The organism is Enterococcus sp. AZ020 (assembly GCF_050499205.1).
In the GTDB taxonomy this organism is placed as follows: domain Bacteria; phylum Bacillota; class Bacilli; order Lactobacillales; family Enterococcaceae; genus Enterococcus_L; species Enterococcus_L dunnyi.
On sequence record NZ_JBIPAT010000001.1, the window covers coordinates 3,426,535 to 3,440,120 of the forward strand.

Below are 13,586 nucleotides of genomic sequence, written 5' to 3' on the forward strand. Positions count from 1 at the left end.
CGATGACTCATTTTTTTGATTTTCAAACGATAAATATTAAACTTTCGTACTTTTCTTGATCAGTGGTAAGCTGACTTCCTTATTCCAAAAATCGATCAGTGGGCCAGTCAAGAACGCATTGATAACTGTACCGATTCCAACAGGTCCGCCGAATATAAAGGCTAACAAGACAAAAAAGACATCTTGCGAAATTCGAACGATTTTATATGAACCATGTGTTCTATCTACGATGATCGGCGCAATCGCATCATAAGGAGCATTTCCTAATTCAGCAGACATATACAATGATGCACCGAAAGTAAAAACTATCACCCCAATCAATAGTAACAACACCTGTACAAAACGTGTGATCTCAAACGGAATAAATGTTTCATAAACCCATGTATAGAAATCAATAAAAAAACCTGTAAGAACCATATTGACAACCGTACCGATTCCAATGTATTTTCTTCCAAAGAGAAATACTAGTACTAAAATGATACAATTCACAATCAATTGGTAAACACCTAAAGAAAGACCTAAACTCTTACCGATCCCGATATTTGCAGCTGTATAGGGATCCAACCCCACCTTACCAACACGTAAAGTCGCGGCACCGAATGCCAAAATAGCCACTCCTAAGAAAGCGTAAGCAGTTCGTATACTAATTTCTTTTATATTTTTCATTCTATTCGATCTCCCCATTCTTATATAGATAAAGCATCTCAAACTAATTAAAAAAAAGCAAAAAAACAAACTCAAAAAAGTCAAAAAAAAATGAGCTCGGAGCAAAACCAAAATTTAGTTTTGCCCCGCACTCTAAAACTTGATACTATTTTTGATTTTCAGCAATATCTTTTAACGCTGCTTGTGCTAATAGGTTTAAATAGTTCCAAGGACGATCGAAATGCGGCTGGAAGAAGAAATCAGATAAAGCAAGATCTTCAACAGTCATTTCATTTTGAACTGCTAATGACAATGTATTGGCAGATTGTGTAATATCATATTTAGACATCAATTGTCCACCAACAATTCGATTTGTTCCTTTTTCGTAGACTAATTCCATCATAACATTTTCAGTCGTTGGCATAAATTCTGGGCGATAATTATCTTCGAATAAAGTTGCATCTACTTCTAAATTGTTCATTTTCGCGCTTTCTAAAGTGACCCCAGTTGAACCTATTTTCCAACCGAATAAATATAAACCAGAAGTTCCCTGAGTACCACGATACGCTAATTTTTGCTCAACTAGGTTATACCCAACGAGCATCCCTTGGCGAACAGCGTTCGTTGCTAAAGGAATGTAATTTGTCGAACTGCTTGGGTTATAGTGTACAACTGCACTATCCCCTGCAGCAAGGATATCAGGATTGCTTGAGCGCATAAACTTATCTACAACAATTGCTCCATTAGGCAACATATCAACTTTATCTTTCAACAGCGTTGTATTAGGGCTGAAACCTACGCACATAATTACCATATCAGCATCAAATTCTAGACTAGGAGTAATTACTTTATTCACATGACCAGCCGCATCAGCTTTAAATTCTTGAACATTTTCTCCAAGCGCTAGAGTCACACCGCGATCAACAAGTTCTTTTTCTAATACATCAGTGAAAGGTTTGTCCAAGTATTTATTTAGAATACGATCCAAACCATCGATTAGAGTGACTTCCTTACCAGACTCTACAAAAGCCTCAACCAATTCGATACCGATATAACCACCGCCTACTACGACAACCTTTTTCGCATCTTTGGCACGTTCGATAATAACATTCGCCTGATTAAAGTTTTTACACAATAAAATATTTTCCGCTTCAATGCCCTTGATTGGAGGTACGATCGGCCAAGAACCTGTGGTCATTACTAATTTATCATATGAAACTGTTTCAACAGTCCCAGTTGTTAAATCTTTCGCTGTAACTGTTTTATGATCAACATCGATGGTTTCGACTTCATGTTCCATTTTGACTGTAGCACCTAGTGACGCTAGTTCTTCAGGACTTGAATAAAATAAGCTATCAGCCTCCTTCACTACCCCGCCAACATATAGAGCGATACCGCATGATAAAAATGATACATTATCATTTCGTTCATAAACGGTTACCTCCGCATTTGGGTGATTTGTTAAAATACTTTTGACTGCAGCTGTTCCTGCATGCGTACATCCTACGACTACGACTTTCATTTTGTAAATCCCTTCTTTCAAGTTAAATTTTTCACCAATATAAGCTGTACTTTACACTGGTCTACTTAAAATATAACAAAGCAAGGAGCGAGTTTCGAGTTCTTTGCTTGTGAATCACAAACATATTTTTTCACAAACTATTGTTCATTTAATCATTTTCACAGCATAATCTAAATAGACAATCTCATAATCGTTGATTTAACAACAAAAAAAGTTGAGGATATTTCATTCCTCAACTTGTGAAAACGCTATGCTATTGATTAACAGCTGCAATAATTTCTATCTCTACAAGAACATCTTTTGGTAAGCGGGCTACCTCAACTGCAGAACGAGCAGGTAATTTTCCCGAAAACGCTGAAGCATAGACTTCATTGAACCGCACAAAATCATTCATGTCCTTTAAAAAGCAAGTCGTCTTAACAACATGATCAAAATCGCTACCTGCTTCTTCTAAAATTGCTGAGATATTTTTCAATACTTGCTTTGTTTGTTCTTCTATCGTTGCTCCCACGACCTCTCCTGTTTCAGGATCTAAAGGAACCTGACCGGAAGCAAACAATAATCCATTGATAATATTTCCTTGAACATAAGGACCTATCGCTTTGGGTGCTTTTTCAGTATGTATCGATCTCATTTTTTCACTCATTTCTTTTCAGCGGCTTGGCATTCTGGACACAAACCATATAACTCTAATCTGTGTTCATTGATTTCAAAGCCCGTTAGTTTACTAGCAGCCATCTCTACATCTTCCAATCCTGGATAATGAAAGTCAACGATCTTGCCGCAGTTTTGACAAATCGCATGGTAGTGTTTTTTAGAACTAAAATCAAAACGGCTGGATGCATCTCCATAGTTCATCTCTTGAACGAATCCAATATCTGTGAATAATCGTAAATTATTATATACGGTTGCCACGCTCATATTCGGAAAGCGATCTTCCAAAGCGCGGTAAATTTCGTCAGCTGTCGGATGACTATGATTCTCAATTAGATATTCTAAAATCGCATATCTTTGAGGAGTGATACGGATATTGGCTTCTTTTAGCTCTTCAAGTGCATTTTTAACCAATACATTGTCCATTTTGTTCCCCTCCAGTCTTCTTTCTTAAATAATACTATTTCTAATCTGACTTGACAAGAATAATTGAGCAATAAAGCGGGAAAATCCCGCTTTTATTTCAATTTTCCACATAAAAAAGAAATAATACTTGCTTTTTGACAAAATATATAGACGCACCCCGTTTTGCGTGTTCATTCTTTTAAATGATCAATCATTCAGGAAAATTGTATAGTGCTGTTGATAGATAACGTTCGCCATTATCTGGAACAACAGTCAAGACTTTTTTCCCTTTGCCTAATTCTTTTGCTTTTTCAATCGCAGCGTAAACTGCTGCACCAGCAGAGATCCCAACTAATAGACCTTCTTGAGTGGCTAACTGGCGTGCTGTTTCCATAGCCGTTTCACTTGGAACAGCAGCAATTTGTTCATAAATTTCTGTGTCTAATATTTTCGGTACAAAGCCTGCACCGATCCCTTGAATTTTGTGAGGAGATGGACTACCGCCTTCTAAAACAGGAGATTCTGAAGGTTCTACTGCAATAATGGAGATCGTTGGGTACACACGTTTCAATTCTTTTCCAACACCAGTGATCGTCCCACCGGTACCAACGCCTGCCACAAAAGCATCTAACCCAGAAGGGCCAAAAGCATCCTGAATTTCCTTTCCAGTCGTCTTTTCATGAGTTTGTGCATTTGCTGGATTTTCAAATTGCATTGGCATGAAGTAACCGTCTTGCTCTGCTAACTCAGAAGCTTTAGCAATAGCGCCTTTCATCCCTTCTGATCCTGGAGTCAATAATAGCTGTGCACCATAAGCCTGCATCAACTTTCTACGCTCAATACTCATTGTGTCAGGCATGACAATGACCACTTTATACCCTTTAGCTGCACCGACCATCGATAAGCCGATACCTGTATTGCCGCTTGTTGGTTCTACGATCGTATCCCCTTTTTTTAAATGACCATCTTTTTCAGCCGCTTCGATCATACTAAGTGCAACTCGATCTTTGACACTTCCACCAGGATTAAAGAATTCCAGTTTCACAAACACATCTGCGGCATCTTCAGGAACAATTTTACCTAACTTGACAATGGGTGTCTTTCCGATTAATTCTGTAACTGAATGAAAAATTTGAGTCATTAGCTATTCCTCCATTTTCTATTATGAGACTTGGTAATTTTATAATAGCTCATATTTTTTCGTATGGCTATCATTTTGCAAGTATTTAACGAGCATTATGAATGGGTTTCTCGTTTTTTTTCATTAAACTACGTTTGAATAGCCTTAGCAACCAATTTTTTATGATATAATTGCTGTCTAAATAGTTACCCTTAATCCCTTTTCTTATCATTTAAGACAAACTTAATAAAAATAGTGTATAGTAGTAAAGATAGTAAAAACTTAAAAATAGGAGTTATTTTATTTATGAAAATAGTAAATATTAGTCCTAGAGGCTATTGTTACGGCGTTGTTGATGCTATGGTCATTGCCAGAAATGCTTCTCTTGATGAAAGCTTGCCTCGCCCTATCTATATTTTAGGAATGATCGTTCATAACAAGCATGTCACTGATGCCTTTGAAAGTATTGGTATCCATACATTAGAAGGTGAAAATCGTGAAGATATTTTAGCGCAAGTCGATCAAGGGACCGTTATTTTCACGGCTCACGGAACATCCCCTAAAGTAAAAGAAATGGCTATTGAAAAAGGCTTGACGGTTATCGATGCGACTTGCCCTGACGTGATGATCACTCATGAGTTGATTGCTGAGAAAGTCGCTGAAGGCTATGAAATTATTTACATCGGTAAAAAAAATCACCCAGAGCCAGAAGGAGCACTCGGTGTTTCTCCTGAACATGTTCATCTAGTATCAAACAGCGATGAAATCAAACATTTAGAATTAGTTGCTGATAAGATTTTTGTTACGAACCAGACAACAATGAGCCAATGGGACGTCAGTGATTTAATGGATTTGATCAAAGAAAAATATCCCAATGTGTTGATTCACAAAGATATTTGTAAAGCAACACAAGTTCGACAAGAAGCAGTTGTCGAACAAGCGAAGGGTTGTGACCTGACGATCGTTGTAGGAGATCCTAAAAGCAACAATAGTAATCGATTAGCTCAAGTTTCGATCGAACAAGCAGGTGTCAATGCTTATCGTATCTCGGATGTTTCTCAAATAGATCCCGCTTGGCTTTTGAATGTTGAGACGATCGCCGTGACCGCTGGGGCCTCAACCCCAACTCAAATCGTTCGAGAAGTAATCGAGTATTTAAAAGAATTTGATCCAAATGATCCGCAAACATATAAAAGGGAGTCAACAACGGTTCCTGAAGCAATATTACCAAGGCCTAGAATCAAGGACTTGACCAAAAATCGACAACGACGTTTAGAAGAATTACGCTCAGGAAAACGTTAAAAAAGCAACAGCTTCACAGAATATGTGAAGCTGTTGCTTTTTTGTATGCTATACTTGTAAAGTTTGGCCAACAGTGATCAACTCAGCAGATAATCCATTCATTGCCATCAGTTGATCAACAGAAACACCGAAGTTTTCTGCAATCCCCCATAAGGTATCTCCTGAAGCAACTGTGTAAGATTGTCCTGAAATAGTTGCTGTTTCAGTGCTTTGGCCAATCGTCGATTGATCAGTTGCAGTCACCGAAGTTTCAGAGGAGCCCCAATCGTATGCTGTTAATCCATAAGTAGAAATCAACCAATTTAATTTATCTGCATAATTGGGATCAGTCGCATAACGTCCTGTCAAAGCCGCTGTAGCATCCATATAGCTGGTCGTATTGCTTCTCCAAGCACCCGCATAGTGTGCGCTCATAAGAACATTAGCATGGTCCTGAAATGAATCTGCATAAGAAGGATAACTTCTAAATGGTTCGGTAAGAGTGACCCACTCTCCATTTAGATATTCTTTCGTAGGCATGTAGACAGTTTGTCCACCATAGCTACCTTTCACTCCAAATAAATTATAATTAGGCGCCGATGCTAAGCCTGATGTACCGTAGCTACTTTCTAGCAAAGCTTGGGCAATCATAACAGATGCATATAAATCATTCGAACTAGCTACAGAAGCAGCTGAATAACCAATAGAATCAATAAATGCTTGTTGAGAAACCGCTTCTTGTTGTTCATACTCTGTCGCTTGCGCACCTAATGGAAGTAAATTCCCAGCAATTGGTAAAAATATTAATGACGTTCCAATCACCGATGCAGCTTTTTTGCTGTTACGTTGCTTCGCATTAAGTTGATGCCTGCTACTTCTTGTCATTTTCTTGTCCATCCATTTGTTCCTCCTCAATAGAACATCGTACAATCATTCTACTAGGAGTTTTTTTTATAAACAATCATTTAGATTCGAAAAATAGATATTTAAAGCTAGTGTAATCCTGTTGAAATGTTTGTTTTATTATTTTATTGTCATTTGTTTTACATTTTTCACACTGTGTTTTTTATATTTATGACTAATTATTGAATAAAACGCTCACTGATAGCTTTCTGAGAAAAATATTAATAAAGTAGAAAAACTTTCTGCTCATTGCTGTTTCATTACATTTGTTACACAAACTTGATCAAACAAAAAAAGAGACTAAAACATAACTCTTAGAGTTGCGTTTTAGTCTCTTTAACTTTTGAAAACGGCAATATCAGAAGTCAATCTTTCTTATTTCTCGGAAGTTGACCGTTCTGTCTCAGCCCTTTTTTTATTTAGCAATTATAAGGAGTTGAATTTGGCAGCAACATTTTCTGGTGTGAAACCAAACTCTTTTAAGACTAGATCACCTGGTGCAGAAGCGCCGAAATGATCGATCGTTACTGTTGTACCCTCAGTGCCGACATAACGCTCCCAACCGAATGAAGAAGCCGCTTCAACTGCTACTCGCTTAGTTACTTCTTTAGGGAGAACAGATTCTTTGTATTCATCTGATTGTTTTTCAAACAAGTCGAAACTTGGCATTGAAACAACTGAAACATCTTTTCCTTGTTCTGACAACAATTTTTGCGCTTCGATTGCCAAATTAACTTCAGAACCTGTTGCAATCAAAATACCTTCAGGTTTCGCTCCTTTTTGAGCTGATATCACATAGGCACCTTTTTTAACAAGATCACCTGCATGTTCTTTAGTGCCTTCAATGACTGGTAAATTTTGACGGCTCAATACTAAAATAGTAGGGGCATCTTTTGTTGTCATTGCGATCTTCCATGCTGCAACTGTTTCATTACCATCTGCTGGGCGAATAACTTGGACACCAGGCATGCAGCGAATACTTGCCAATTGTTCCACAGGCTCGTGTGTTGGGCCGTCTTCTCCGACCGCAACTGAATCATGTGTCAAAACATACGTCACAGGTGTATGCTGGATAGCTGCTAAACGAACTGCTGGACGGAGATAATCAGTAAATACAAAGAATGTTCCTCCGTAAATACGGCTTCCTCCGTGTAGCTGAATACCGTTCATAGCCGCCGCCATAGCGAACTCACGAACACCGAACCAAATATTGCGACCTTCATATTGTCCAGGTTCAAAATCTTTTTCAGCAGCAACCATTGTATTATTTGAAGCCGATAAATCAGCGGATCCGCCCCAGAAGCTAGGAATAGCTTTAGATAGAGCTTGAATCGTTTCTTTACTAGTCACACGACTTGCTGCACTAGTTCCAACTTCATAACTTGGCAACTCACTATCCCAATTTTCAGGAAGTTCATCAGCAAAAGCTTGTTTGAATTGTTTTGCTAGTTCAGGATGTTCTTTTGTATAGTTCTCAAACATTGTATTCCATTTGTTCTCAGCCTTTTCGCCTTCATCAACTACCGTTTCTTTGAAACGTGCTGCAACTTCATCTGGAACTGTAAAATCTGGATAATCCCAGCCGTACACTGCTTTCGCTGCAGTAATACCTTCTGCTCCCAGGGGTGCTCCATGAACAGCTGAAGTTCCTTCTTTAGGTGAGCCAAATCCAATCACTGTTTTCACTTCGATCAATGTGGGTTTGTCAGTCTCAGCTTTGGCTGCTTCGATTGCTTTTGAAATAGCTTCTAGGTCATTTCCATCTTTTACGAGGATATGCTGCCAGCCATAAGCTTCATAGCGTGCACCAACATTTTCAGTGAATGCTTTAGACGTTGGACCATCTAATGAAATATCATTTGAATCATATAACACGATCAATTTACCGAGTTTCATATGACCAGCCATTGAACTTGCTTCTTGAGAAACACCTTCCATCAAGTCACCATCACCGCAAAGTGCATAAGTGTAGTGATCGATCACAGGGAAGCTGTCACGATTATAAACTGCAGCAGTATGCGCTTCAGCCATTGCCATTCCTACAGCCATCGCAATACCTTGACCTAATGGACCAGTCGTTGCTTCAACACCATCTGTGTGATGGACTTCAGGGTGACCAGGAGTTAGGCTTTCCCATTGACGGAACCCTTTCAAATCATCGATAGAAAGGTTATAGCCTGCTAAATGAAGCAAACTATATAACATCGCCGAACCATGACCAGCAGAAAGAACGAACCGGTCTCTGTCAGCCCAGTTTCTTGAAGTTTTAGGATTTACTTTTAAATGTTTTGTCCAAAGTGCATAGGCCATAGGTGCTGCCCCCATTGGTAATCCAGGATGCCCTGAATTAGCTTTTTGGATCGCTTCGATACTTAAGGTACGAATGGTATTGACGCCTAATTGATCAGTGTTGTCGAACAAAAAAATCATCTCCTATTTAGGTTTTTTTTACCTTTATTAAGTCCATTTTAGCGTATTTCTTTTATGAAAGCAATTACTTTCAGTAAAAAAAACTGAAATTATTTTCTATTATGCAGCCCTTTTTGTTTTTGGATTTTCTTCAATTTATCCGGGGTCACATCTTTTCCTTCTGGGTCTACAACTTTCATTCCTTCGATATGATGACGCATACCGCTGCGGAATGTAGCCAAATATTCTTGTCTAAGTTGATTTTGTTCTTCTTTTTCAATTTCTGATAATCCGCTTTCTTTTGCTTTTTTAGCAAGCTCGTTGATACGGTTCATTTTTTCTGCTGATAGCATTCATTGTCCTCCTTTAGTAAAAGGTCATCAAAATTAAAATAGTAATTACATAAGAAATAAGAGTTTACTTTCCATGTCTATCTTATAAGATGTGCTATAAAAATACAACTATATTCTAGATAAAACCATGTTCTCACCCCTTTTTTCACATTTAATAATACTTTCAATAAAAAATACGAACGCTTGTTTGATTCCTGAAGAAATCTATGGTACACTAAATTTATAAATTGAAAGAAGGTGCGGGTTTTGGTGAAACGTACAGATACAAGACAAGTCGAAGTATTAAAATATATATATGAGCAAGTCGAACTTAAAGGATATCCCCCAACCGTTCGAGAAATCGGAAAAGCAGTAGATCTTTCTTCTACCTCTACCGTTCATGGACATTTAGCACGTTTAGAGAAAAAAGGGTTGATCCAACGAGATCCAACAAAGCCTAGAGCAATCGAGTTGACTGCTGAAGGTTTAGAAAAAATCGGCATCAAGCCATCCGTCATTCCTATGTTAGGAGTAGTTACCGCCGGTGAACCAATTCTGGCTGTTGAAGAGGCATCTGACTTTTTCCCATTGCCTCCTGATTTACAATCCGAAGAAAATTCCCTATTCATGTTGACGATCCGCGGAGAAAGTATGATCAATGCGGGAATACTAGACGGCGATCAAGTCATCGTTCGTAAACAAAGTGCTGCAGCAAATGGGGACATTGTTATTGCGATGACGGATGAAGATGAAGCGACATGCAAACGGTTCTTTAAGGAAACAGACCATATTCGCCTACAACCTGAAAATGACGCATTAGAACCAATTATTCTGCCTAATGTCAGTATCCTTGGTAAAGTTGTTGGTTTATATCGCAATCATATTTAATAAAAAAGTTAGCAGATCTTTTTATAAGATCTGCTAACTTTTTCTAATTTTCCTGCTCTGGGCAGACTTTCCTTTGATACGTTTCAAATTGATAAGGATAATGATTCTGCTCGTCCTGCTCACCTGGGCTAAGATTGATCAATGTCCAATCCTCCCAAGAAACTTCTGGAAATACTGAATCTCCATCAAAAGTATGGTTGATCACTGTACGATATAAAACGTCACAGTACGGCAAAAATTCTTCGTAGACTGCGGAACCTCCAGCAATAAACGTAATTCCTGAAAATTCTTGGGCATAGGCCAATACTTCGTCTATATCATGAACAACAATAACACCGGAAGCCTGATAGTCTTTGTCCCTCGTCATAACGATCGTTTGGCGATTAGGCAGCGGACGACCTCCCATCCCTTCAAAAGTTTTTCTTCCCATGACGATTGTATTATCCTCCGTCATTTGCTTAAAAAATTTTAGATCATTCGGCAGATGCCATGGTAATCGATTGTTCTTTCCGATCGTTCCCTGTTCATCTTGTGCCCAGATAGCTGCTAACATAAGGTGCTCCTTTCAAATCTTAGACGGCGATAGGTGCTTTGATTGCTGGATGAGGATCGTATCCTTCAATCACGATATCCTCCATTTCAAAATCAAAAACAGATTCTTTCTCTTGGTTTAATTTAAGTGTAGGAAATGAACGAAGCTCTCTCGATAGCTGCTCTTTCATTTGATCAACATGATTTGTATACAAATGCGCATCACCTAGTGTATGAACGAAATCCCCAACTTCTAAGCCAGTTTCATGAGCAATCAAATGAGTCAATAACGCATAACTAGCAATATTAAATGGTACTCCTAGAAAAACATCCCCGCTACGTTGATATAATTGACAGCTTAATTTACCATCATTCACATAAAATTGAAACATGGTATGACAGGGTGGCAAAGCCATTGACGGTACATCTTCTGGATTCCAAGCAGAAACGATCAATCGACGAGAATCTGGTATTGTTTTGATCATCTTAATGACATTTTTCAATTGATCGATAAATCCACCGTCTTTTGTTTCCCAATGCCGCCACTGTGCACCATAAATATTACCAAGTTCTCCATACTTAGCTGCAAATTCGTCGTCTGATACGATCTTTTCACAAAACGCTTTATGTTCAGCCTCATAGCTTATTTTGAATTCGTCATCCACTAACACTCTACGACCAAAATCAGTCATATCCGGCCCTTGATAGTCTTCACTTTTGATGTATCGCTCAAAAGCCCATTCGTCCCAAATATGATTATTATGCTCCAATAAGTAGCGGATATTCGTGTCTCCTTTTAAAAACCACAACAACTCACTTTTGATCAAGCCAAAAGGAACTCGTTTTGTCGTAAGCAATGGAAACCCTTGGGATAAATCAAAACGCATTTGATGACCAAAAATACTTTTGGTTCCAGTTCCAGTCCGGTCTTCTTTTACATGACCCTCTTCTAAAATTTTACGGCCCAGCGCTAAGTATGCTTCTTCCATCGTTATTGCCTCCTAATTTTCTGCAAATTCACTCAAATATTCCCAACGTTCCAATTTTTCTTCTAATTGTTGTTCAACAGACGTCAATTCTGCCTGCAATTGCTGAAGCTTTGTGAAATCATCTCCTTGGTGATTCATCTCTTCTCCAAGTTGAGCTGAACGATTTTCTAGTTCACTGATTTCAGTTTCAATTGTAGCCCATTCTTTTTGTTCCATATAGGTCAATTTTACTTTTTCTTTTTTTTCGGTCACCTGAACTTGTTTCGGCTCAGATTTAACTGTTTTTTTAGCAGATTCCTTATTTTGTGTCAAGTAATCACTCATCGAACCAAAATACGTACTTATCTGCCCTTCTCCTTCAAAGACAAGTAGTTTTTCCATTGTTTTATCAAGAAAATAGCGGTCATGTGATACGGCAATAACTGCACCTTTGAATGTACGAATATAATCTTCTAAAATTGTCAATGTGTCGATATCTAAATCATTTGTCGGTTCATCAAGCAGCAAAACATTTGGCTGTCCTATCAGTAGCTTCAATAAATACAAACGTCTCTTTTCTCCACCGGAGAGCTTACCTATGATGGTCCCATGCATAAAACGCGGGAAAAGAAATTGTTCAAGCAGTTCAGCGACTCCAATGCTGCTGCCGTCATTTCTTTGTACCTGTTCAGCAGCTTCTTGAAGATACGCAATCATCCGCTGATTTGGGTCCATGGCTTCATTTTGTTGGGTGTAGTATGCTAGTCTCACTGTTTCACCGATCGAATAGAGACCGCTATCCAAAGGTAGACGCCCAGCTAAGATATTTAACAAAGTTGATTTTCCTGCACCATTTTTTCCAGTGATCCCAATGCGGTCTTTTGTCTGTACTAGAAGGTCAAACTGCCTTAAAATAACCTTCTGTTCAATTGAATAATTTCCGTCTTTTATTTCAAGTACTTTTTTCCCAAGCCGCTGTCCAGCGATATCGATCTCTAATTGCCCTTTTTGATTGACCTGATGCAAGTTTTCCTTAAGATCATGAAACCGATCTTGTCTAGCTTGTTGTTTGGTTCCACGAGCCTGAACTCCTGCGCGCATCCACTCAAGCTCTTGTTTATATAGTTGTTTTCGTTTTTCTTCTTGATCGACCTCGATCCGCTCACGTTCAGCCTTAGCTAAAATATATGCTTCGTAATTTCCTTTATATTCATATAATTGTCCAAATGACAGCTCAAAAATTCGATTGGTTACTCGATCGAGAAAATAACGATCATGTGTCACCATCAAGATGGCTCCGCGATAACCATTCAAAAAGCTTTCAAGCCAGCTGATTGCTTCGTAATCCAGGTGATTGGTCGGCTCATCCAAAATCAGTAGATCTGGTGACTCGATCAATACCTGTGCTAAACTAACACGCTTTTTTTGACCGCCGGATAATTCTCCAATTTTTTTATGAAGTGTTTCGATTCCCAATTTTTGTAAAATGATTTTAGCATCTGTATCTGCTGTCCAAGCATCTTCTTTGTTCATCAATTCTTCGGCCTGAGCATATTGTCTTTGAGCAGCTTCACTACTGCCGTCTTTTGCTAAAGCAATAAGTGCCAGCTCGTAACGCTTGACCGCTTGAATAATCGGAGTTTCTCCTTGGAAAATAGCATCCACGACTGTCAATTCTGGATCAAAGAGCTGATCTTGAGAAAGGTAGCCGATTTGATAATCATTTGGTTGCTGGATTGCTTGAACATCACCATCTCCACTATCTTTACCAGCTAATATATTTAATAAAGTAGTTTTACCAGTTCCGTTCGTCCCAATCAAACCAATACGATTTTTTTCGTGGATATGGAAGGATATATGATCAAATAATGTTTTTTCCCCATATGTTTTGGTTAGTTCTGTCACTTTTAATTCTTTCATCTGTTTGC

Annotated in this window: 13 protein-coding genes; 2 read left to right on the forward strand and 11 right to left on the reverse strand. The window is 38.5% G+C overall.

Going from position 1 to position 13,586, the window contains the following annotated elements:
* Positions 1–36: 36 nt before the first annotated feature.
* The 5 genes from IGI58_RS16365 to cysK form a co-directional block, all read right to left on the reverse strand.
* A complete protein-coding gene (locus tag IGI58_RS16365; protein ID WP_429952568.1) occupies positions 37–666 on the reverse strand; it encodes a YczE/YyaS/YitT family protein in 630 nt (209 codons plus the stop codon).
* Between the two features lie 145 nt (positions 667–811).
* On the reverse strand, positions 812–2,167 hold the full coding sequence (locus IGI58_RS16370) for an NADH oxidase (protein WP_429952567.1): 1,356 nt from the start codon (positions 2,165–2,167) through the stop codon (positions 812–814).
* A gap of 253 nt (positions 2,168–2,420) precedes the next feature.
* On the reverse strand, positions 2,421–2,801 hold the full coding sequence (locus tag IGI58_RS16375) for a RidA family protein (protein ID WP_087640072.1): 381 nt from the start codon (positions 2,799–2,801) through the stop codon (positions 2,421–2,423).
* Between the two features lie 8 nt (positions 2,802–2,809).
* Positions 2,810–3,247 (reverse strand): peroxide-responsive transcriptional repressor PerR, encoded by a 438-nt coding sequence (gene perR / locus IGI58_RS16380; RefSeq protein ID WP_087640071.1) that lies wholly within the window; start codon positions 3,245–3,247, stop codon positions 2,810–2,812.
* Positions 3,248–3,437: 190 nt separating this feature from the next.
* A complete protein-coding gene (gene cysK / locus IGI58_RS16385; protein WP_225533965.1) occupies positions 3,438–4,367 on the reverse strand; it encodes a cysteine synthase A in 930 nt (309 codons plus the stop codon).
* A gap of 285 nt (positions 4,368–4,652) precedes the next feature.
* Between cysK and IGI58_RS16390 the strand changes: the two genes are divergently transcribed.
* Complete coding sequence (locus IGI58_RS16390; RefSeq protein ID WP_225533967.1) at positions 4,653–5,648, forward strand: 4-hydroxy-3-methylbut-2-enyl diphosphate reductase; 996 nt, start codon at positions 4,653–4,655, stop codon at positions 5,646–5,648.
* A 48-nt stretch (positions 5,649–5,696) separates the two neighbouring features.
* Here IGI58_RS16390 and IGI58_RS16395 read toward each other — a convergent pair whose 3' ends face one another.
* The 3 genes from IGI58_RS16395 to IGI58_RS16405 all read right to left on the reverse strand — a co-directional run bounded on the left by IGI58_RS16395 (position 5,697) and on the right by IGI58_RS16405 (position 9,292).
* Positions 5,697–6,524, reverse strand: coding sequence for a glucosaminidase domain-containing protein (locus IGI58_RS16395; protein ID WP_087642317.1), 828 nt, complete (start codon positions 6,522–6,524; stop codon positions 5,697–5,699).
* 432 nt (positions 6,525–6,956) lie between these two features.
* The gene (tkt, locus tag IGI58_RS16400; RefSeq protein WP_429952566.1) at positions 6,957–8,951 is read right to left on the reverse strand and encodes a transketolase; all 1,995 of its coding nucleotides are present in this window, start codon (positions 8,949–8,951) and stop codon (positions 6,957–6,959) included.
* A 98-nt stretch (positions 8,952–9,049) separates the two neighbouring features.
* A complete protein-coding gene (locus tag IGI58_RS16405) occupies positions 9,050–9,292 on the reverse strand; it encodes a DUF896 family protein (protein ID WP_087640068.1) in 243 nt (80 codons plus the stop codon).
* Between the two features lie 246 nt (positions 9,293–9,538).
* Here IGI58_RS16405 and lexA point away from each other — a divergent pair, with 246 nt between their 5' ends.
* Complete coding sequence (gene lexA / locus IGI58_RS16410; RefSeq protein WP_176372773.1) at positions 9,539–10,159, forward strand: transcriptional repressor LexA; 621 nt, start codon at positions 9,539–9,541, stop codon at positions 10,157–10,159.
* 43 nt (positions 10,160–10,202) lie between these two features.
* On the opposite strand, the gene IGI58_RS16415 is transcribed toward lexA, so the two are convergent.
* The 3 genes from IGI58_RS16415 to IGI58_RS16425 are packed head-to-tail and all read right to left on the reverse strand — an operon-like array spanning position 10,203 to position 13,578.
* Positions 10,203–10,712 carry a dihydrofolate reductase gene (locus tag IGI58_RS16415; RefSeq protein ID WP_087640066.1) on the reverse strand — a complete coding sequence of 170 codons (510 nt, stop codon included), beginning with the start codon at positions 10,710–10,712 and terminating at the stop codon, positions 10,203–10,205.
* Positions 10,713–10,731: 19 nt separating this feature from the next.
* The gene (locus tag IGI58_RS16420) at positions 10,732–11,679 is read right to left on the reverse strand and encodes a thymidylate synthase (RefSeq protein WP_429952564.1); all 948 of its coding nucleotides are present in this window, start codon (positions 11,677–11,679) and stop codon (positions 10,732–10,734) included.
* 12 nt (positions 11,680–11,691) lie between these two features.
* Positions 11,692–13,578, reverse strand: coding sequence for an ABC-F family ATP-binding cassette domain-containing protein (locus IGI58_RS16425; RefSeq protein ID WP_429955262.1), 1,887 nt, complete (start codon positions 13,576–13,578; stop codon positions 11,692–11,694).
* Positions 13,579–13,586 lie beyond the last annotated feature (8 nt).